General features: G+C 36.9%; 18 protein-coding genes and 1 riboswitch. Of the genes, 15 read left to right on the top strand and 3 right to left on the bottom strand.

The features are described from left to right. Positions 1-153: 153 nt before the first annotated feature. The 10 genes from RCJ96_RS21775 to RCJ96_RS21730 all read left to right on the top strand — a co-directional run bounded on the left by RCJ96_RS21775 (position 154) and on the right by RCJ96_RS21730 (position 10,813). Positions 154-390, top strand: a complete 237-nt coding sequence (locus RCJ96_RS21775; RefSeq protein WP_001254393.1) for a YiaA/YiaB family inner membrane protein — start codon at positions 154-156, stop codon at positions 388-390. Between the two features lie 141 nt (positions 391-531). After that, positions 532-822 (top strand): Asp-tRNA(Asn)/Glu-tRNA(Gln) amidotransferase subunit GatC, encoded by a 291-nt coding sequence (gene gatC / locus RCJ96_RS21770; protein WP_000086999.1) that lies wholly within the window; start codon positions 532-534, stop codon positions 820-822. 15 nt (positions 823-837) lie between these two features. Next, the gene (gatA, locus tag RCJ96_RS21765) at positions 838-2,295 is read left to right on the top strand and encodes an Asp-tRNA(Asn)/Glu-tRNA(Gln) amidotransferase subunit GatA (protein WP_000051445.1); all 1,458 of its coding nucleotides are present in this window, start codon (positions 838-840) and stop codon (positions 2,293-2,295) included. 14 nt (positions 2,296-2,309) lie between these two features. Next, on the top strand, positions 2,310-3,737 hold the full coding sequence (gene gatB, locus RCJ96_RS21760; RefSeq protein WP_001047674.1) for an Asp-tRNA(Asn)/Glu-tRNA(Gln) amidotransferase subunit GatB: 1,428 nt from the start codon (positions 2,310-2,312) through the stop codon (positions 3,735-3,737). A 469-nt stretch (positions 3,738-4,206) separates the two neighbouring features. Further along, positions 4,207-5,112, top strand: coding sequence for a diacylglycerol kinase (locus RCJ96_RS21755; protein ID WP_000977677.1), 906 nt, complete (start codon positions 4,207-4,209; stop codon positions 5,110-5,112). 139 nt (positions 5,113-5,251) lie between these two features. Beyond that, complete coding sequence (locus tag RCJ96_RS21750) at positions 5,252-5,995, top strand: HAD family hydrolase (RefSeq protein WP_074607768.1); 744 nt, start codon at positions 5,252-5,254, stop codon at positions 5,993-5,995. A 154-nt stretch (positions 5,996-6,149) separates the two neighbouring features. Then, positions 6,150-7,514: a 4-aminobutyrate--2-oxoglutarate transaminase gene (gene gabT, locus RCJ96_RS21745; protein ID WP_014481549.1), complete on the top strand. Its 1,365-nt coding sequence runs from the start codon at positions 6,150-6,152 to the stop codon at positions 7,512-7,514. A 116-nt stretch (positions 7,515-7,630) separates the two neighbouring features. After that, positions 7,631-8,998: a sigma-54 interaction domain-containing protein gene (locus RCJ96_RS21740; protein WP_000225164.1), complete on the top strand. Its 1,368-nt coding sequence runs from the start codon at positions 7,631-7,633 to the stop codon at positions 8,996-8,998. Further along, positions 8,991-10,442 carry an NADP-dependent succinate-semialdehyde dehydrogenase gene (gene gabD, locus RCJ96_RS21735; protein ID WP_416504456.1) on the top strand — a complete coding sequence of 484 codons (1,452 nt, stop codon included), beginning with the start codon at positions 8,991-8,993 and terminating at the stop codon, positions 10,440-10,442. The genes RCJ96_RS21740 and gabD overlap by 8 nt, the downstream gene beginning before the upstream one ends. 47 nt (positions 10,443-10,489) lie before the next feature. Beyond that, entirely contained in the window at positions 10,490-10,813 is a 324-nt protein-coding gene (locus RCJ96_RS21730) for a DMT family transporter (RefSeq protein WP_000263254.1), read from the top strand. A 40-nt stretch (positions 10,814-10,853) separates the two neighbouring features. On the opposite strand, the gene RCJ96_RS21725 is transcribed toward RCJ96_RS21730, so the two are convergent. From RCJ96_RS21725 to RCJ96_RS21715, 3 genes are all read right to left on the bottom strand, one after another. Next, the gene (locus tag RCJ96_RS21725; RefSeq protein WP_000007360.1) at positions 10,854-12,083 is read right to left on the bottom strand and encodes an aminopeptidase; all 1,230 of its coding nucleotides are present in this window, start codon (positions 12,081-12,083) and stop codon (positions 10,854-10,856) included. A 116-nt stretch (positions 12,084-12,199) separates the two neighbouring features. Next, positions 12,200-13,282 carry a polysaccharide deacetylase family protein gene (locus RCJ96_RS21720; protein ID WP_270795311.1) on the bottom strand — a complete coding sequence of 361 codons (1,083 nt, stop codon included), beginning with the start codon at positions 13,280-13,282 and terminating at the stop codon, positions 12,200-12,202. A gap of 175 nt (positions 13,283-13,457) precedes the next feature. Beyond that, positions 13,458-14,654 (bottom strand): NupC/NupG family nucleoside CNT transporter, encoded by a 1,197-nt coding sequence (locus tag RCJ96_RS21715; protein ID WP_074606169.1) that lies wholly within the window; start codon positions 14,652-14,654, stop codon positions 13,458-13,460. Between the two features lie 200 nt (positions 14,655-14,854). Beyond that, a riboswitch (purine riboswitch) is annotated at positions 14,855-14,956 on the bottom strand. A 121-nt stretch (positions 14,957-15,077) separates the two neighbouring features. On the opposite strand from RCJ96_RS21715, the gene rlmD reads away from it, so the two are divergent. The 5 genes from rlmD to RCJ96_RS21690 all read left to right on the top strand — a co-directional run bounded on the left by rlmD (position 15,078) and on the right by RCJ96_RS21690 (position 21,271). Beyond that, the gene (rlmD, locus tag RCJ96_RS21710) at positions 15,078-16,454 is read left to right on the top strand and encodes a 23S rRNA (uracil(1939)-C(5))-methyltransferase RlmD (protein ID WP_074606171.1); all 1,377 of its coding nucleotides are present in this window, start codon (positions 15,078-15,080) and stop codon (positions 16,452-16,454) included. 96 nt (positions 16,455-16,550) lie between these two features. Beyond that, complete coding sequence (locus RCJ96_RS21705; RefSeq protein ID WP_000566687.1) at positions 16,551-17,540, top strand: tRNA dihydrouridine synthase; 990 nt, start codon at positions 16,551-16,553, stop codon at positions 17,538-17,540. A 314-nt stretch (positions 17,541-17,854) separates the two neighbouring features. Next, entirely contained in the window at positions 17,855-19,873 is a 2,019-nt protein-coding gene (locus tag RCJ96_RS21700) for a GAF domain-containing sensor histidine kinase (RefSeq protein WP_074541518.1), read from the top strand. A 77-nt stretch (positions 19,874-19,950) separates the two neighbouring features. Next, entirely contained in the window at positions 19,951-20,469 is a 519-nt protein-coding gene (locus RCJ96_RS21695; protein WP_001251709.1) for a DUF1456 family protein, read from the top strand. 94 nt (positions 20,470-20,563) lie between these two features. After that, positions 20,564-21,271 (top strand): M48 family metallopeptidase, encoded by a 708-nt coding sequence (locus RCJ96_RS21690; protein WP_074606173.1) that lies wholly within the window; start codon positions 20,564-20,566, stop codon positions 21,269-21,271. Positions 21,272-21,321 lie beyond the last annotated feature (50 nt).

Raw genomic sequence — 21,321 nt, 5'->3', positions numbered from 1 at the left:
TTTAATTGTTTTTTCAGATTAGGCAGAAAACTTTCTTTAAAATAGTATTCTTTTATGATAGATTTATAAATATAAAACTAGAATTTACATAAAAATCCATCATGGTAAATATAATTATCTATAATGGATGTACTGCTAACGAGGGGGAGAACGATGAGAAGACGTAATACGCAAGCGTTCACGTTTTTAGCATGGACTTCATTTGTTTGTGCGCTTTCAGGTATGCTAATTGGTATTTATACGCTAGATGAAACGCTTAGTGTAAAAGGATACTATTTAATTGGAACATTATTTTTAACGATGTCTTGTTTTGTATTACAAAAAACAATTCGTGATAATGAAGAAGATAACGAGAGATTTCCGAAAAATAAACCGTTAGATAAAGAGTAAATTGTAAAGAAAGGCATTTGCCTTTCTTTTTTTATGTAAAAATGGCGTAAGTACTCTGTGTTGACTTGCTTGAAGTACTGAAAATTTGGTATCATCAATAGTATTGTAGATTGAACGATATATTATGGAGGTGGCCTAGCCGTGTCAAGAATTTCCGTTGAGAATGTAAAGCACGTAGCACATTTAGCACGTCTTGCAATTACTGATCAAGAAGCAGAAAAATTTCAAAAACAACTAGATGCAATTGTTACATTTGCAGAACAGTTAAATGAATTAGATACAACAGATGTAAAACCAACAACTCATGTATTAACTATGAAAAATGTTATGCGTGAAGATGTACCAGAAAAAGGTTTACCAGTTGAAGAAGTATTAAAAAATGCACCGGATCACAAAGATAATCAAATCCGTGTTCCAGCAGTATTAGAATAGAGGAGGGGAATTTCGATGTCATTATTTGATCATTCAGTATCAGAGTTACATAAGAAATTAAACAACAAAGAAATTTCCGTTACGGATTTAGTAGAAGAATCTTACAAACGTATTGCGGATGTTGAAGATAACGTAAAAGCTTTTCTTACATTAGATGAAGAAAACGCACGCGCAAAAGCGAAAGAATTAGATGCAAAAATCGGCGCTGAAGATAATGGTTTATTATTCGGTATGCCAATTGGTGTAAAAGATAACATTGTAACTAACGGTCTTCGTACGACTTGTGCAAGCAAAATGTTAGCAAACTTCGATCCAATTTATGATGCGACAGTTGTGCAAAAACTAAAAGCTGCTGACACAATTACAATCGGTAAATTAAACATGGACGAGTTCGCAATGGGTTCTTCAAATGAAAACTCAGGTTTCTACGCTACGAAAAATCCATGGAACTTAGATTACGTTCCAGGCGGATCTAGTGGTGGTTCTGCAGCAGCTGTAGCAGCAGGAGAAGTATTATTCTCTCTAGGTTCTGATACAGGTGGTTCTATCCGTCAGCCAGCTGCATATTGCGGCGTTGTAGGTTTAAAACCAACTTACGGACGTGTATCTCGTTACGGATTAGTTGCATTCGCATCTTCACTGGACCAAATCGGACCGATTACACGTACAGTAGAAGATAATGCATACTTATTACAAGCTATTTCAGGTCTTGACCGTATGGATGCAACTTCTGCAAACGTTGAAGTAGGAAACTACTTAGCTGGTTTAACAGGCGACGTTAAAGGTTTACGTATTGCTGTACCGAAAGAATACTTAGGAGAAGGTGTTGGCGAAGAAGCTCGTGAGTCAGTACTAGCTGCTTTAAAAGTATTAGAAGGTATGGGCGCAACTTGGGAGGAAGTATCTCTTCCGCACTCTAAATACGCTCTAGCAACGTATTACTTATTATCTTCTTCTGAAGCATCAGCTAACCTTTCACGCTTTGATGGCGTACGTTATGGTGTTCGTTCTGATAATGTGAATAACTTAATGGATCTTTACAAAAACACACGTAGCGAAGGCTTCGGTGATGAAGTAAAACGTCGTATTATGCTTGGTACATTTGCTCTTAGCTCTGGTTACTATGATGCATATTACAAAAAAGCACAACAAGTACGTACATTAATTAAAAACGACTTTGAAAATGTATTTGCTAACTACGATGTTATTATTGGACCAACAACGCCAACTCCGGCATTTAAAGTGGGCGAAAAAGTTGATGATCCAATGACAATGTATGCAAATGACATTTTAACAATCCCAGTAAACTTAGCAGGCGTTCCAGCGATTTCTGTTCCATGTGGATTCGGTGCTAACAACATGCCACTTGGTTTACAAATTATTGGTAAACACTTCGATGAAGCGACAATTTACCGCGTTGCACATGCGTTTGAGCAAGCAACAGACCATCATACAAAAAAAGCAAGTCTGTAAGGAGGCGAGCATAGATGAATTTAGAAACAATTATTGGTTTAGAGGTTCACGTTGAGTTAAAAACGAATTCGAAAATTTTCTCTGCGAGTCCAACAGAATTCGGAGCGGAACCAAATACACAAACAAGTGTAATTGACTTAGGATACCCAGGGGTACTTCCTACTTTAAATAAAGAAGCAGTTAACTTTGCAATGAAAGCTGCAATGGCATTAAACTGTGAAATCGCAACGGAAACGAAGTTTGACCGTAAAAACTATTTCTATCCAGATAATCCGAAAGCTTACCAAATTTCTCAATTCGATAAGCCAATTGGTGAAAATGGTTGGATTGAAATTGAAGTAGACGGCAAAAAGAAACGTATCGGTATTACACGTCTTCATTTAGAAGAAGATGCTGGTAAATCAACGCATACAGCTGATGGTTCATTAGTAGATTACAACCGTCAAGGTATGCCTTTAATCGAGATCGTATCTGAGCCAGATATGCGTACGCCAGAAGAAGCATATGCATACTTAGAGAAGTTAAAATCAATTATTCAATATACAGGCGTATCTGATTGTAAGATGGAAGAAGGTTCCTTGCGTTGTGATGCGAACATTTCCCTTCGTCCAGTTGGACAAGAGAAGTTCGGTACAAAAGCGGAACTGAAAAACTTAAACTCTTTCACTTACGTACAAAAAGGTCTTGAGTTTGAGCAAGCTCGCCAAGAAAAAGAATTATTATCTGGTGGTATCATCCAACAAGAAACACGTCGTTATGATGAAGCAACGAAGAAAACAATCTTAATGCGTGTGAAAGAAGGATCTGATGATTACCGTTACTTCCCAGAGCCAGACTTAGTTGAACTTTACATCGACGATGAGTGGAAAGAAGCAGTTCGTGCTTCTATTCCAGAACTTCCAGATGCACGTAAAGCTCGCTACGTTGCAGAATTAGGCTTACCAGCTTATGATGCACACGTATTAACATTAACGAAAGAAATGTCTGATTTCTTTGAAGCAACTGTTGCAGACGGTGCTGATGCGAAATTAACATCAAACTGGTTAATGGGTGAAGTACTTGCATACCTAAACAAACAACAAAAAGAATTAAAAGACGTTGCATTAACGCCTGCTGGTTTATCTAAAATGGTTCAATTAATTGAAAAAGGTACAATTTCTTCTAAAATTGCGAAGAAAGTATTTAACGAATTAATTGAAAAAGGTGGAGACCCAGAAGAAATCGTTAAAGCGAAAGGCCTTGTTCAAATTTCTGACGAGGGTACACTTCGTAAAGTTGTAACAGAAATTCTTGATAATAATGAGCAATCTATCGAAGACTTTAAAAACGGTAAAGACCGTGCAATTGGCTTCTTAGTTGGTCAAATTATGAAAGCTACAAAAGGACAAGCAAATCCACCGCTTGTTAATAAAATCTTACTTGAAGAGATTAATAAGCGATAATAGTAGTAACTTTTAAAGATTAAGCAGAAAAACACCCGTACATGGGTGTTTTTCTAGGTTAATCAAACGTTTGTTTAAATGAGAGAAAATTATTTAAACAAACGTTTGATTAACTGTCAAAAGTGGAAAAATGTTTGTATAGCAACTATGGTATGATAGTTGCAAAAAGGTGGGAATAATGATAAATCTAGAAATAGAGGTTTTTTCATCTCATGAAATAATAGATAATTATTATTCGTTATATGTAAAGTGTTGTGAGGAAATAGATGGACATAAATTTTTTGTCAAATAAAACAAAACCATTGAAATGAATATTTACTTTTGATGGGCTACACGAATCGGGTTCTTACTGCCTGTTTGAGCGAGATAAAAGAAGGATAGGAAGATGAGAGGAGGTAGGCATGGGAATACTGAATAGAAGTTCGGTATGTTCTTTGTCGATACATAAAGAAATTTCCTGTGCTAATAAATGATGAAGCGAGCAAGAATTATTTATAATCCTACTTCTGGGCGTGAGCTATTTAAGAAGAGCTTACCGGAAGTATTACAAAAATTAGAACAAGCTGGATATGAAGCATCTTGTCATGCGACAACGGGTCCTGGAGATGCAACTGTGGCGGCGAGGCAAGCTGTAGAGCGTAAATTTGATGTTGTTATTGCGGCTGGTGGTGACGGCACGTTAAATGAAGTCGTAAACGGTCTAGTTGGTCATGAATTCCGTCCGAAATTTGGAATTATTCCAGTTGGAACGACAAATGACTTTGCACGTGCAATCGGTGTACCTCGTTCTATTGAAGAGGCAGCGGATATTATTTGTGAAGGAAAAACTGTGCCATTAGACCTTGGTAGAGCAAACGATACATATTTTATTAACATCGCTGGTGGCGGTCGTATTACAGAATTAACATATGAAGTACCAAGTAAGCTAAAGACTGTATTAGGACAACTTGCTTATTACTTAAAAGGTATCGAAATGCTACCATCACTACATCCAACATATGTTGAAATTGAGTATGATGGAAAATTACTACAAGAAGAAATTACGATGTTTTTAATTACGAATACTCGTTCAGTGGGTGGCTTTGAAAAGGTAGCACCATATGCATCGATTAACGATGGCTTATTTGATTTATTAGTGCTGAAAAAAGGTTCGATTGCCGACTTAATTAAAGCTGCAACACAAGCGCAGCGTGGTGAACATATTAACAATCCAAAAGTACTATACACACAAGCGAACCGAATTAAAGTGCATTCACCAGATAAACTAATGATTAATTTAGATGGTGAATATGGTGGAGATGCACCGATGGAATTCGAAAATATGTATCATTGTCTGGAACTATTTGTTCCTGAACATCAAGAGGATGCCCTGTAAAGGCATCCTTTTTATTATATAGAAGGATTGTAAATTGGAAGTTAGTTTGATTTTCATGGTATTTTTACAATTCGTTTATTTTATATCCATACTTTATTGATACACTGGAGGAGATAAGAGACGAGAGGTAGGGTGTGCTATGGAGAAGGTAAAAGCAATACTATTTGATAAAGATGGGACTTTAATGGATTTTCATTCAATTTGGATAAAAGTAGCTGAAGAACTTGTGGCGGAATGTATAAATTTATATGAACTGCCAAAGTCAATGCAGCCTACTTTATTAAAAGAGATTGGCGTGGAGGGGGTGTTTGTGAACCCTCGTAGCGCAATAGCGGCAGGAACGAGCCTTGATGTTGCAAAGGAGCTTTGTAAGTATATTCCGTTATCTAAGGAAGAGGAGATGCATGAGTGGGTAAGTGGAAAATTATTTTCCCTTATGTATGAGCACCGTTCTTATATGAAAATGACGGCGGATTTACCGAGAATTTTACAAAGCTTAAAGGATAGAGGATTTATTTTAGGTGTTGTTACAGCTGATGATTTTGCACCGACAGAATTATTTTTAAAACAGTACCAATTAGAGACCTTTTTTGATTATGTTGTAGCTTCAGATACATTTGCGGCACAAAAACCCGATAAAAGAATTATAGAATCCTTCTGTGAGAAGTTTCATTTAAAGGCATGTGAAGTAGCGGTCGTTGGGGATACACCGACTGATTTATATTTAGCGAAAAATGGTGATTGCTATGCAATTGGAGTACTATCTGGTACAGGGAATCGTCAAACATTAGAACCACTTGCTGATTTAGTAGTACAATCTGTTGGGGACTTTATTTCGCATTCAGGTGAGTTGACTTGGGAAAAAGGAAAGTCTAATGTGTAAGAAAAATAAGTCTATAAAGACTCGTTATGAGTCTTTATAGACTTATTTTTTATGGCGAAATAGAAGGTGTGTAGGATGAATACTGAAAAAGAATATTGGCATACATTTTGCAATGAAAAGAGAAAACAATGTAAAGAAAAGGATGGGGTACGTAATGAATACAAAAAAATTTGCTAAAGTAAATGAACAAATTCCTGGACCGAAAGCAGCGTCTTTACTAGAACGCCGCCAAAATATAGTACCAAAAGGAGTAAGTAACGGCATCCCAACGTTTGTACAATCTGCAAATGGTGCTCTTGTTACTGATGTTGATGGCAATCAGTACATTGATTTCGCTGGAGCAATAGGAACAATTAACGTAGGGCATTGTCACCCAGCTGTTAAAGAAGCACTCCATAAACAAGTAGATCAATACATTCATACTGGCTTTAATGTCATGATGTATGAGCCATATATTGAATTAGCAGAAAAACTTGCGGCATTAGCGCCAGGAAGTTTTGATAAGCAAGTACTATTTTTAAATAGTGGTGCAGAAGCAGTTGAGAATGCGGTAAAAATCGCTCGTAAATATACAAAAAGACCTGGTATTATTGCATTTTCTAAAGGTTTCCATGGACGCACATTAATGACAATGACAATGACAAGTAAAGTAAAACCATATAAATTTGGATTTGGTCCATTTGCGCCTGAAGTCTATAAAGCACCATTCCCGTACGAATATCGCCGCCCAGAAGGATTAACGGAAGAGCAGTACGATAACTTTATGATTGAAGAGTTTAAGAATTTCTTCGTATCAGAAGTAGCACCAGAAACGATTGCAGCCGTTGTAATGGAACCTGTTCAAGGGGAAGGTGGATTTATCGTCCCAAGTAAGAAGTTTGTGCAAGAAGTACGCAATATTTGTTCAGAACACGGCATCTTATTTGTAGCGGATGAAATTCAAACTGGATTTAGCCGTACAGGAAAATATTTCGCCATTGATCATTATGATGTCGTTCCGGATTTAATTACGGTATCTAAATCATTAGGTGCTGGTGTACCGATTAGTGGTGTTATTGGGCGCAAAGAAATTATGAATGAGTCTGCACCAGGAGAACTTGGTGGAACGTATGCAGGAAGCCCGCTAGGATGTGCGGCAGCATTAGCAGTACTTGATGTAATAGAAAAAGAGAATTTAAATGATAGAGCGATAGAATTAGGAAAAGTCGTAATGAACCGATTCGAAGAGATGAAAAATAAATATAATTGCATCGGTGATGTGCGCGGTTTAGGAGCAATGTGTGCATTTGAGCTCGTTCAAGATCGTAAGACGAAAGCACCTGATAAAACGTTAACAGCTAATTTATGCGCAGAAGCAAATAAACGTGGCTTACTTCTACTATCAGCAGGAACATACGGTAATGTTATTCGTGTGCTAATGCCATTAGTGATTACAGATGAGCAACTGGAAGAAGGATTAACAATCATTGAAGAATCGTTGCAAGTCTGTTATGAGAAAGCAAATATTGCTCGTGTTTAAAAGTTAAATAATAAAACAGCAAACATTCTAGCTGACTCTATATAAAATGCAGAAAATTCACTTTATAATAAAGGTAGTGAAGTGAATCGACGGATTGGAAGTTAGGGGTGGCTAGGATGGTTGCAGAAAAGGAACGAGTGTTAATGGATTTACAAGATGTATTTGAATATGCGTTTGACGAAATTTTTGTGACTGACGAAAAGGGAATCGTTGTACGTGTAAATAGTACATGTGAAAGGCACTATCAATTGGCTGCAAAAGAGTTAGTAGGTAAACATGTAAAAGAATTGCAGAAAGATGGTATCTTTTACCCATCAGCAACGTTAGAAGTAATTGAAAAAAAGAGGCCAATCGAACTAGTTCAGACGACAAAATCAGGAGAGTATTTACACGTTCGTACAAGGCCTGTTTTTGATGAGGAGGGCAATTTAAGAAGAGTAATTAGTTACTCTCGTGATCTTACAGAACTCTATCAATTACGTCAAAAGGTAGAAGAAATGGATAATCAGTTAAAAACATATAAAAAAGAATTAAGAGAAACATATGAACATGAAGGACTTATTTTTAAAAGTATCGCTATGCAAAAAATAGTCGAGACAATCAAGAAAGTATCCGTGGTAGATAGTACGGTTCTCGTTTTAGGTGAGACAGGAGTAGGAAAGAGTCGATTGGTGCGTCATTTACATGAAGTGAGTAACCGGAAGAATGAAAGTTTCTATGAAATTAACTGTGCGGCATTGCCGACAAATTTAATTGAATCAGAGCTTTTTGGATACTCAGGCGGATCCTTTACAGGTGCGAATCGTGAAGGGAAAAAGGGACTATTAGAATCAGCGCATAAAGGAACGCTATTCTTAGATGAAATTGGCGAAATGCCGCTTGAAACTCAAGCAAAGCTTTTGCAAGTGTTGCAAGAAAAAACGTTTCGCCCTATAGGCGGAAGAGAATTAAAAAAGGTGGACGTTAGAATTGTAGCGGCAACAAATAGAGATTTAAGTATGATGGTGAAACAAGGAACATTTCGGAAAGATTTATATTATCGTCTGAATGTCATTCCCATTGTAATCCCGCCACTACGGGAAAGAACTGAAGACATTTTGCCACTTATTTATCATTATTTACAACACTTTAACGAGAAATATGGTAGAAATGTGAAATTAGCGCCTAGTACATTGCAAATGTTTGTTGGTTACCCGTGGGAAGGAAATAATAGAGAGATTGAAAATGTGATTGAGCGAATTGTTATAACTGCCGATGATATCGTTACGATAGAAGATTTACCAATAGCGATGCAAGAATCAACGGTTGAACAGTCCGGTCAAAGTCTCTATAAAATGTTAGAAGAAGTAGAACGGAATATTATTTTGAAAGCATATAAAACATATGGATCGAGTTATAAAGTAGCGGAGTTTTTAAAAATAAGTCAATCTGCTGCCACTAGGAAAATAAAGAAACTTATAGAGGAGGAAGAGAATATTGGATAAAAAAGCGACGTTTGTAAATGTAGAGAAAAAGGCGATGTATATAAATGGTGAATGGATTACATTGCAAGAACAAATCGAAGTAAATAATCCAGCAACGAAGGAAATATTTGCGACGGTACCAAAGGGCGGGATAACAGAGGCAAAGCAAGCTGTTGATGCTGCGCATGAAGCTTTTAAATTATGGTCTAAGTTAACAGCAGCAGATCGTGCAGCGAAATTAAAAAAATGGTTCACACTGATTGATGAAAATAAAGAAGAGATTGCAGCAATTATGACGAAAGAACAAGGAAAGCCGTTTGCAGAAGCGCTTGGTGAAGTAAATTATGCAAATAGCTTTGTTGAATGGTATGCAGAAGAAGGAAAACGCGTATATGGTGAAATGATTCCTGCTTCTCATCCAAATAAGCGCATTTTAGTTATGAAGCAACCAGTTGGCGTTATGGCAGCTATTACACCGTGGAACTTCCCGGCTGCTATGATTACGAGAAAGGTAGCCCCAGCGCTTGCAGCAGGATGTACAGCGGTTGTAAAACCTGCAAGTCAAACGCCGTTAACTGCGTTAAAGTTAGCTGAATTAGCTCATGAAGCAGACATTCCAAAAGGCGTAATAAATATTGTAACAGGTAGTGCGAAAGCAATTGCTGATACGTGGATGGAAGATGGGCGTGTTCGAAAAGTGTCCTTTACAGGATCAACGGAAATTGGGAAAGAGTTAATGGCTAGTGCGGCACAAACGATGAAAAAGGTTTCACTTGAGTTAGGCGGTCACGCACCGTTTATTGTTATGAATGATGCAGACTTAGATAAAGCAGTAGAGGCAGTAATCGGTTCGAAATTCCGTAACGCAGGACAAACGTGTATATGTACAAACCGAGTATTTGTTCAGGAAGAAGTTTACGAAGTATTCGCAGAGAAGTTTCAAAAGGCAGTAGGGAAGTTGAAAGTAGGAGATGGTTTCGGTGACGGAACGACTGTCGGGCCACTTATTGATGAGAATGCAGTTTCAAAAGTACAAGAACATATTGAAGATGCTATTCAAAAAGGTGGAACAGTTTTATATGGTGGCCAAAAGGTTACAGAGCTAGATGGACACTTTATTCAACCAACTGTAATTGGATTAGCGAATGATACGATGCTTTGTATGAATGAAGAAACATTTGGACCAGTTGCACCTGTTGCGAAATTTAAAACGGTTGAAGAAGTAATTGAACGTGCGAACAATACGCCATACGGTTTAGCAGCGTACATTTTCACGAAAGACATTAGCCAAGCATTCCAAATTAGTGAAGCACTAGAGTATGGTATTATCGGTTTAAATGATGGCCTCCCATCAGTTGCACAAGCACCGTTCGGTGGCTTTAAAGAGAGTGGCATTGGTCGTGAAGGAGGTCATTTCGGTATCGAGGAATATTTAGAAATTAAATATATTTCATTAGGACTATAAGTAGTATACTAGAATCTCTATAAGGTAACAGAGAAGGAGATTCTAGTATGGTATATTGGCTATTATTACTTGTAACAATTATTTTTGAAGTAGCTGGAACAATTGCGATGAAATTATCAAACGGTTTAACAAAGCTCATTCCAAGTGTACTTATTTTTGTATTTTACGGAATTTGTTTCAGCGTGTTCGCCATCGTTGTAAAAAAGATTCATTTAAGTATTGCTTATGCAATTTGGTCTGGTGTTGGGACGTTACTTATTACGATTATTAGTGTGTACTTTTTTAAAGAGCACATTAGCCTATTCCAAGCATTTTGTATTCTTTTCATCGTGTTAGGAGTAATTGGGCTTAAGGTTTCATCTGCATCATAAAAGGCTATCTTCCGCTGCGGGAGATAGCCTTTTGCTTTTATTAAAACGCCCAATTACCTTTACGGAAGATTGGTTCATGTCTGCCATCAGCTGTAATGCCGTCGATATCAAGCTCAGCTGATCCAATCATGAAATCTTCGTGTGTAATACTAGCGTTTGCGCCATTTTCAGCAAGTTCTTCTTTAGACATCGTTTTTCCGCCAACTAAGTTAAATGCATAAGCATTTCCGATTGCAAGGTGGCAAGATGCATTTTCATCAAATAGCGTGTTGTAGAATAAAATATTTGTGTTTGAAATTGGTGAATCATGAGGTACTAAAGCTACTTCGCCTAAGAAGTGAGAACCTTCATCTGTTTCTACTAAATGTTTTAAAGCTTCTTCTCCAACTTCAGCTTTATAATCTACGATACGTCCGTTTTCAAATGTTAACGTGAAGTTATCGATAATGTTACCTGCAAATGCTAACGGTTTTGTACTAGATACTTGGCCATTTACACCTGTTTTAAGTGGCATTGTAAACACTTCTTCAGTTGGAATGTTCGCCATAAATGGTACGTTCTTTTCATTTAAGCTACCAGCACCAGCCCATACATGTTTTTCTGGAAGTTCGATCGTTAAATCTGTTCCAGGACCAGTATAGTGAAGAGCTTTATAATGCTTTTCGTTTAAGTAATCAACTTTTGTATGTAATGTTTTATCGTGTTCTTTCCATGCTTCCACAGGATTTTCTAAATCAGCACGAGTAGCTTTGAAAATAGCATCCCATAGTTTTGCTTCTTGTTCTTCTGGTGCAACGTCAGGGAATACTTTCGCAGCCCATTCTTTCGTAGGAACAGAAATGACACACCAGCTTACTTTATCAGCTTGTACGTAATCACGGTATACTTTCATTGCTTCACCAGCTACTTTATGAGCTGTTGCGATACGCGTTGGTTCTACACCTTTTAATAGATCAGGGTTTTCTGCATAAATAGACATAAATGCAGCGCCTTCTTTTGCTAATTCTTCACGAGCGTGTGCTTTCCAAGATGGGAACTCAGCGAATGCTTCTTCAGGAGCTAGATCGAACTTTAAGCGTGTTAACGTCTCATCATTCCAATCCACATATACGTGTTTTGCACCAGATTTATATGCTTTTTCTGTAACGAGGCGTACAAATTGTACAGCTTCAAGAGGTGCGCTAATTGATAATGTTTGTCCTGGTTGAATATTAACACCAACATTGACTGCAAGGGCAGCATATTTCTCTAACGTTTGTTCAAATGACATATGTATAATCTCCTTTAATTTGAAAGATTTCTTACTATATATAATACAAGAAAATTCAAAAAATATATATAAATATAGCGTAAAAAGAGAGCTCAAAATATATTGAGCCCTCATCGTTATTTAATCGAAGAAGCAAACTGTTCTACGGTCGTCGTATGGTGTATGCGAACACGCTTCATTTTTAACAATTCATCGGGTTCACCTTTTGTAATGAATTTTCCGGGTTTTGTTGTCGTCGCAAATTGATAATACTTCTTCGTTTCTGCAACAACCTTATCATCTACATGACCGAATGGATAAGCAATCGCGATAACAGGCTTACCTGTTATTTTTTCTAGCTTTTCTTTTGAACCTTTTAACTCTTCCTCATAGTTTGTAATTTTCGGTAAGTCTGCATGTGTTGCAGTATGAGATTGCACCGAGAAAATGCCGGAACCAACCATTTCTTTTATTTCAGAAGTAGACAATGCTCCTTCTACATCAACGTTATCAACAATCATATATTCTGTTGCCGCCGGTTTAAACGTATCGTCTTTTAGCTTTTGTAAAACATGAAATGCATTCATATTATTTTTCATACCATCATCAAATGTAACAAAGATAGGTTTATTTACTTTATTTATATCGCCCCAGCGTTCAAACGTTAACAGTGTATAACCATTGTCCTTTAAATATTTCATTTGGGCTTCAAAGTTAGCAGGTGATACGAATAAGTCTTTAATACCTTGACCGTGATAATCATCGATTGCATGGTACATAAGAACGGGAACCTTTTGCTCGAAAGTAATAGCAGATTTTGTGAGTGGAATGGTTTTCCCATCTTCTTTTATGCCTATTGCTTCAATTTGAAACTCACCACGTTTTCCTTCAAATTCTTTTATATCAAAAGGAAGTGTAAACTGTTTCTCCTTTTCTTTAGAAGAAAAAGATTTAGTGTGTTCCTTTCCATCAGCAGTACGCCAAATTTTATATTGTACTTCAGTTAAAGCATCTTTTATATCTGTCATATGAATGGTAGTATTTGTAGCTTCGTGTGTAATGGACTGATAAGAAATTTTACCTTGTTCTTGCACAGTAGCTGCTTGTTTCTTAGTTTCTTGAACCTTTTTCTCTTTTTTAGGTTCCTGGTTTACATTGCTAGTATTACAACCTGCTAGAATGGCAGATGTGCATAAAGCGATTGCAACATATTTTCTCATAAAATCACCTTCTATTGTGTATTATGTTACATATTTATATTTAAAATCCCCACCACTGTAAGAGAGGTGGGGACATACCCTTGTTCATCATAGCATTTGAAGAATATGTATGGAATGAGAAAAGTAACAATAGATAAAAAAAACACCTTACTTCAACGAGTAAGGTGATTTTTTATTAAATAAACAATCCAGCGATTGTCGCAGATAAAATAGAAGCAAGTGTTGATGCAAATAGCATTTTCCAACCAAATTTAGAAACAACGCTTCCTTGTTTTTCAGAAAGAGCACGAATTGTACCAACGATCGCGCCAATTTGGCTAATACTTGCGAAGCTAATTAAGAATACTGTAACGATTCCAACTGTACGTGGAGATAATGTTGCTGCAACACCTTTTAAATCAAGGATTGCTACAAACTCGTTTAATACAATCTTCGTACCCATAATTCCGCCAGCTGGGATAATATCTTGAGCTGGAATCCCCATTAAGAATGCGAATGGAGCAAGTACGTAACCAAAGATTTGTTGTAACGTAACGGCATGTCCCATTGCACCTGAAGCTGCGCTAATTACGTAGTTTACAACTTCCATCACACCGATGAAAGCGATCATTAATGCGGCAACGATACCTGCTACTTTTAAACCGTCAAGCGCACCGTTAATCATTGCACCGATAAAGCTATCCCCGAATACAGTTCGGTCAAATTTCTGAACTACTTCGTCTTCTTTTTTCGTATCAACAGGTGTTAATAACGAACAAACGATTAAGCTTGAGAATAAGTTTAATGGAAGAGCTGCTAATACATATTTTGCATCTAACATCATTACGTATGATGCTGTAACAGAAGCAGAAACTGAGCTCATTGCAGAACAACAAATGATAAACATACGGTTTTTGTTAAAATGCTGTAAATCATTTTTAATAACGATTAAAGCTTCACTTGAACCGAAGAATACAGAGTTTACTGCGTGGAATGATTCAACGCGTGGTAAACCAGTAACTTTTGAAATAGCACCGCCGACAACGCGAACGATGAATGGTAAAACACCTAAATAACTAAAGATAGAAAGTAGTGCTGAGAAAAATACGATAATTAATAATACGTTTAAGAAAAAGACAAAATCTCTTTGAATTCCATTAAAGAGAAAATCGACGCCTGTCGTACCAAGTTTAATTAGTTTGTTGAAAACTTTACTAATGAAGATGATAATTTGTTGACCAATTTTTGTGCCAAACATAAACCAACCGATTAAAATTTGGAAACCAATCATAATTGCAATTGCACGGAAGTTGATTTTACTTTTGTTGTTTGACAAAGCAAAACATAAACCTAAAACGACAAGAATACCGATAATACTCATTACATATTGCATGTAGTTGCCCCTTTCAGAAGTTCGTATAAAGTTTGTACATAAAACGCTCGTTATATTACTAAAAATAAGACAAAGAGGTTTTATGTCATACGTAAGATGTCTGACCTTTTAGAAAAATAAAAATAAAAAAGACCCATATGGATTCACTTTCATCTATGAGAGAAAGCTAATCAATATGAGTCCTTTTTGCACATAGGCTAATATTCATTAGTTTTCCCCATAGTCCAGCAATTTAAGGTTGCCGGGTAGAAACTCTCGATCCATATTATCGAGTATATATGAGGTAACATCGTCCGTATTAAATTAGTAGTAGCGTAACATTAACAGAGAACTATCGTCAATAGCTTTTTTTCTTCCAATAGAAATAGACCATATAAGTATGATAAAATGTAACGCAGTGTTATGAAAAAGAGAGGTCGGAAAATGAGTACAAAAATGACGCCACCAGTTGAAAAAAACGAGTTTATAGATGTAGTATTTGAAGATTTAACACATGATGGTGCCGGTGTTGCGAAAGTAAAAGGCTATCCTATTTTCGTTAAAAACGGATTACCAGGTGAAGAAGCGCAAATTAAAATTATTAAAGTGAAGAAAAACTTCGCATTCGGTCGTTTAATGAAGCTTCATACAGAGAGCCCATATCGTAAAGATGCCGAATGCCCAGTGTACAATCAGTGCGGCGGTTGTCAGCTTCAGCATTTAACATATGAAGGACAATTACAAGCGAAAGAAAAACAAGTACGTGACGTTATGCAGCGCATTGGAGGACTAAGCGATGTTCCTGTTCATCCTGTACTTGGCATGAAGAATCCGTGGGTATACCGTAATAAAGCACAAGTACCAATTGGAGAACGTGAAGGCGGACTTGTAGCTGGTTTCTATCGTCAAGGAACGCATGACATTATTAATATGGAATCATGTTTAATTCAAGCAGAAGAAAACGATACATTGATTCAAGAAGTAAAACGAATTTGTGAAAAACACGGTATTTCGGCGTACAACGAAGAGCGTAACAAAGGAACACTTCGTCACGTAATGGCTCGTTACGGACAAGTAACAGGGGAGATTATGCTTGTCTTCATTACTCGTACAGCAGAACTGCCAAACAAAAAAGCAATCATTGAAGAAATTGCTACGAAATTCCCAGAAGTAAAATCAATTGTTCAAAACGTAAACCCGAAACGTACAAATGTAATCTTCGGAGACAAAACGACAGTACTGTACGGATCAGAATATATTTATGACTTTATCGGCGATATTAAATTTGCGATTTCAGCACGTTCATTCTATCAAGTAAACCCAGAACAAACGAAAGTGTTATACGATAAAACGTTAGAATACGCAAAATTAGATGGCAATGAAACAGTAATTGATGCCTATTGTGGAATTGGATCAATCTCCTTATTCCTAGCACAAAAAGCGAAAAAAGTGTACGGCGTTGAAATCGTCCCAGAAGCGATCGAAGACGCAAAGCGTAACGCAGCACTAAACAACATGATAAACGCTGAATTTGGTGTAGGAGAAGCAGAAGTAGTTATTCCAAAATGGTATAAAGAAGGCGTAATCGCTGACACAATGGTCGTAGATCCACCGCGTAAAGGTTGTGATGAGGCACTACTTAACACAATCATCGACATGAAACCAAAACGCGTCGTATACGTATCATGTAACCCAGCAACATTAGCACGTGATTTAAAAGTACTAGAAGAAGGCGGATATAAAACACAGGAAGTACAACCTGTTGATATGTTCCCACATACGACTCACGTAGAGTGTGTGGCTTGGCTTAAGTTGGTATAATAGAAAAGCAGTTGATATAGGAAAATCTATACCATCTGCTTTTTGGTTTATTGAGAGTTTGAAATTGTATTCATAGTGAGAGGATTTGAATTTGAAATGATAGATAATTTTTGGCGTGATTTACCACGGCCGTTTTTCGTACTTGCACCAATGGAAGATGTGACAGACGTTGTTTTCCGTCACGTAGTAAGTGAAGCTGGTCGCCCAGATGTATTCTTCACAGAGTTCACAAACTCAGATAGCTATTGTCATCCAGAAGGTATGAAAAGTGTACGTGGCCGTTTAATTTTTACAGAAGATGAACAACCGATGGTAGCACATATTTGGGGAGATAATCCTGAATATTTCCGTCAAATGAGTATTGGTATGGCAGAACTAGGATTTAAAGGCATCGATATTAACATGGGTTGTCCTGTACCGAACGTAGCATCAAGAGGAAAAGGTAGTGGCCTTATCTTGCGTCCAGATGTTGCGGCAGAACTTATTCAAGCTGCAAAAGCAGGCGGACTACCTGTCAGCGTAAAAACAAGACTTGGCTTTAAAGAATTAAGTGAGTGGGAAGATTGGTTAACGCATATTTTCAAACAAGATATTGCAAACCTTTCTATTCATTTACGTACAAGAGAAGAGATGAGCCAAGTAGATGCGCACTGGGAGCTAATTCCGGAAATTAAAAAATTACGTGATCGTATTGCACCAAATACGCTCCTAACGATAAACGGAGACATTCCTGACCGTAAAACTGGGCTGGAACTTGCTGAAAAATACGGTATTGATGGTGTTATGATCGGACGAGGCATCTTTAAAAATCCATTTGCCTTTGAAAAAGAGCCAAGAGAGCATAGCAGTAAAGAACATCTAGATCTTTTAAGGCTACAGCTTGATCTTCAAGATCAATATGCAGAAGTATTACCACGCTCTATCACAGGGCTACATCGCTTCTTCAAAATTTATGTAAAAGGCTTCCCTGGAGCTGCTGAACTACGAAATCAATTGATGAGTACGAAGTCGACGGATGAAGTACGTGCATTGCTTGATAAGTTTGAGGAGAGTGTTAGTGAGACACAGGGTAGTGAAACGGTGTAACTTTTGAAAGTTAGAGGGATGGAGTGTAGTAATTTTATTAGTGTAAGGTGAACCGTATCAGAAGTAAGTGAGGTATTCTATATAAAACAAGGGTAAGAAAAGAATACAGGAGAAAATGGTAGGTTGATCTTGATTTTCACTGATATTAGCATGTTTATTTTATCCCGCTATTTGCGGGCAGTAAAACTCCCACCTCAAAATTCTGCTAGTGCAAAGAGGTTAGGTTGGATTCAGGCTGATAATAAGTGGGGGATGAATCACCCCTCACTTATTAAAGTTGCACTTTATTACGCCTATAATTGGAGGCTATGCAAATGTTAAGTGATCAAACGAGATATTCTAGGCTCGCGAATATAACCAAAATAATAAATACAAAATTAGAACTACGTGAAGTATTGCAGCGTGTAACCATGGCGATATCAGAGGAGATTGTTAGGTGTGACGCTGTTGGAATTTATTTACCTGAAGAAGATGGAACATTTAGAGGGTTTGCAGGAAAACCAGAGACCATAAATGGCGTAACGCTCGATACTCAAGTAATTGACCCTGAAGTAGACTTACTGGCAAAAGAAGTTATTGAAACTAAAAAAACCATCTATATTCCTGATACCTCAAAGGATCATCGACCGGATCCGAGACCAGTCGGTGCGTTCAAAATTAAGTCTTTATTAGCTCTGCCTATCTCATTTGGACAAGAGTTATTTGGTCTTGTTTTTTTATTTGATTATGGAGTTCCAATGAACTTAACAGATTCAGAAATTCAAAGTGTTGAAGCTTATGTAAACATGGCGGCGGTCGCCATTCAAAACGCAAAAAATTTAACCCAAAAAGAAAATCTTATTGCCGAGAAGCAGCTGTTACTAAATGTTACCCGTGATTTATCAATGTGTTCCTCAATACAGGAGAGTTTTGATAAATGCTTTTTTTACTTAGGACAGATTTTAGAGAGTAAAAACATGGCTGCCCACCTTTTAGATCCGCTAGACAAAACAACGATTAAGACAACGAAGTTAAGCTCGGGCTGTGATTGGATAGAAGCAGATTGGATGGAGAAAAGCTATGAAGCCAAGATTCAAGAGATTATTCGAACAAAACATATAGATAGTAAGGGTTTACTGATGATGCCATTGGTTTCAATGGGAGAAGTATTAGGGGTAATCGTCGTTGGCAAAGAGGAAAAAACTCATAATTACGATGATTCCCGAATTCAACTGGCAAAATCTATCGTCGATGCCACAGCTCCTACGTTTTCAAACTTGTTATATATGGATCAACTTGAAAGCATGGTGGAAGAACGAACGAGAGAACTGGCTGCTGCTAATGAAAAAGTCACAAGTGTGATTGAAAGTATTACGGATGGATTCTTGACTTTGAATAATAAATGGGAATTTACTTATGTAAATAAACATCAACATTTCCCACAAAGAAAAACAGCAAAAGACGTATTAGGTAAGAATATATGGGAGGTCTTCCCAAGTAGCGTAGATACAGTTATATATAAGGAGCTTCATCGTGTAATGTCAGAGCGAACTACAGTTCATTTTGAATTTTTTTCTACCTCTGATGAATATTGGCATGAAGTTATTGCATATCCGTATGATGATGGTATTTGTTGTATTTGTAAAAACATAACAGAAAAAAAGCAATATGAGCAGGAATTGAAAAGGTTATCCAACATAGAGTTAATAGGGCAAATGGCAGCAGGTATCAGCCATGAGATTAGAAATCCAATGACAACAATACGAGGATTTTTGCAGTTATTAAAAGAAGAGAATAACTATGAGAAACATAATAACTACTTTAATTTAATGGTTGAAGAACTTGACCGTGCCAATTCTATTATTACTGAATTTCTCTCAATAGGTAATACAAAGAAATCAGATTTGCAGATGTTAGATTTAAACTCAATTATCCACGATATTATTCCTTTAATAAAGATAGATACGCATAATCAAAATAAATATATTCAAGTCGATACAAATGACGTTCCAGCATTACTTTTAAATCGTAATGAGATACGGCAATTATTAATGAACCTATACCGTAATGGCTTAGAAGCGATGAGTACAGGGAAAACTCTAACCATTAGCACCTATAAGGAAGGGCAAAATTGTGTGGTGCTTGCAGTGCGGGATGAAGGGAAAGGTATCAGCCCTGAAGTATTAGAGAAACTGGGGACTCCATTTTACACAACCAAAGATAATGGAACTGGATTGGGATTAGGCGTATGTTATGCCATTGCTACCCGTCATAATGCAAAAATAGAAATTCAAACAGGATCGGAAGGCACTACCTTTTTTGTTAAATTTAATTATGAAAATAATAAAAAATAATCTTATTTAGATTAGTTACGGTAAACTGTATTACAAATAAAAAGTTAAAAATAATCAACATTTCAGGAGGAAACCCAATGGCAATGAGCAACAACGATATATTAAAAAGAGTAAGATATGCTTTAGATATAAAAGATATAGATATGGTAGAAATTTTTAAACTTGGCGGAATGGAAGTAACGAAAGAAGACGTAGTTGATATGCTTACAAAAATAAAGAGAGCGCCTCAGCACGAACCTGAAAACCCTGATGTGGAAGAAGATGAGTACGTAAAAACATGCGATATGATGATGTTAGAGGCATTTTTAAATGGATTTATTACTTTAAAAAGAGGGAAGCAAGATCCGAAACCAGGGCAACCGGCACCTGTACAAAGCAAAGAAAGTGCGAATAACCTTCTTCTAAAGAAAATGAAAATAGCACTATCTTTAACAAGTGAGGATGTACTTGATATATTAGATAGCGTAGGCGTTACGGTGACTAAGGGAGAACTAGGCGCTCTATTAAGAAAAAAAGGCCATAAAAATTACAAAGAGTGCGGCGATAGATACGCAAGGAATTTCATTAAGGGATTAGCTGTAAAGTATAGAGGATAATGATTCCGTTAAAGCGGTAAATGATATAATAGGTAGAGTAGGGTGTTCGTATCCTACTCTTTTTCATTTGTAAAATAATACGTTAGGTGATGAAATGGTACATACTTATTTAGGTGAGACAATTAATTTTCATATAACTTATAAAAAGAAAAAATCGGTGCGTCTTTTTGTGGATTCTTACGGAAATGTGGAAGTACAGGCGCCGAAAGGGACACCTGTTGAATACTTAATCCAGTTGTTAGAAGAGAAGTGGGATTGGATTCAGACAACACGTAAGGAAATGGCGGAGCGAGCGCGTGGACCACAGGAAAAGGATTATGGTCAAGGAGAAGGCTTTTTGTATTTAGGAAGTACGTATCCGATACAAATTTCTCAAGATACAAATATTACGCAAGATAATGCAGTGTTTGAAGGAGATAAGCTACATATTTATGTGAAAGATCTTAAAGATGAGAAAATACAGCAAGCTTTAAAACGATTTTACTATAAGCAGTGTAAGTCATTAGTAGAGAAGAGTATTAAAGCGCATCAAAGTAACTTTAAAACAAAACCACGTTCTATTCGTATTACAGATAGTAGTCGCACGTGGGGTACTTGTGATTCGAATTTACAACTAACCTTCAATTGGAAGCTAGCGATGGCACCACAGCAAGTAATTGATTATGTAGTTGTTCATGAAATGTGTCATATGGTTCATTTAAATCATGATCGCTCTTTTTGGCGTCTTGTCGGGAAGATAATGCCCGATTATAAGGAAATGGAGAATTGGTTAGCGTTATCTAGTTGGAAGATGACGGTTTAGTGATGCAATTATTGTCAATCTTTGTCGGTAAGTCGATATATTTCAAAAAT

Source organism: Bacillus sp. BSL6 (assembly GCF_052928345.1).
The sequence above is the reverse complement of the archived record's forward strand: the minus strand, read 5'-3'. Positions and strand labels throughout refer to the sequence as shown.

Bases quoted from the DNA above. Each gene is read 5' to 3' on its own strand.
- RCJ96_RS21775 (WP_001254393.1), top strand. From the start codon at position 154: ATGAGAAGACGTAATACGCAAGCGTTCACGTTTTTAGCATGGACTTCA.
- gatA (WP_000051445.1), top strand. From the start codon at position 838: ATGTCATTATTTGATCATTCAGTATCAGAGTTACATAAGAAATTAAAC.
- gatB (WP_001047674.1), top strand. From the start codon at position 2,310: ATGAATTTAGAAACAATTATTGGTTTAGAGGTTCACGTTGAGTTAAAA.
- RCJ96_RS21755 (WP_000977677.1), top strand. From the start codon at position 4,207: ATGATGAAGCGAGCAAGAATTATTTATAATCCTACTTCTGGGCGTGAG.
- RCJ96_RS21750 (WP_074607768.1), top strand. From the start codon at position 5,252: ATGGAGAAGGTAAAAGCAATACTATTTGATAAAGATGGGACTTTAATG.
- gabT (WP_014481549.1), top strand. From the start codon at position 6,150: ATGAATACAAAAAAATTTGCTAAAGTAAATGAACAAATTCCTGGACCG.
- RCJ96_RS21740 (WP_000225164.1), top strand. From the start codon at position 7,631: ATGGTTGCAGAAAAGGAACGAGTGTTAATGGATTTACAAGATGTATTT.
- RCJ96_RS21730 (WP_000263254.1), top strand. From the start codon at position 10,490: ATGGTATATTGGCTATTATTACTTGTAACAATTATTTTTGAAGTAGCT.
- RCJ96_RS21725 (WP_000007360.1), bottom strand. From the start codon at position 12,083: ATGTCATTTGAACAAACGTTAGAGAAATATGCTGCCCTTGCAGTCAAT.
- RCJ96_RS21720 (WP_270795311.1), bottom strand. From the start codon at position 13,282: ATGAGAAAATATGTTGCAATCGCTTTATGCACATCTGCCATTCTAGCA.
- RCJ96_RS21715 (WP_074606169.1), bottom strand. From the start codon at position 14,654: ATGCAATATGTAATGAGTATTATCGGTATTCTTGTCGTTTTAGGTTTA.
- rlmD (WP_074606171.1), top strand. From the start codon at position 15,078: ATGAGTACAAAAATGACGCCACCAGTTGAAAAAAACGAGTTTATAGAT.
- RCJ96_RS21705 (WP_000566687.1), top strand. From the start codon at position 16,551: ATGATAGATAATTTTTGGCGTGATTTACCACGGCCGTTTTTCGTACTT.
- RCJ96_RS21700 (WP_074541518.1), top strand. From the start codon at position 17,855: ATGTTAAGTGATCAAACGAGATATTCTAGGCTCGCGAATATAACCAAA.
- RCJ96_RS21695 (WP_001251709.1), top strand. From the start codon at position 19,951: ATGGCAATGAGCAACAACGATATATTAAAAAGAGTAAGATATGCTTTA.
- RCJ96_RS21690 (WP_074606173.1), top strand. From the start codon at position 20,564: ATGGTACATACTTATTTAGGTGAGACAATTAATTTTCATATAACTTAT.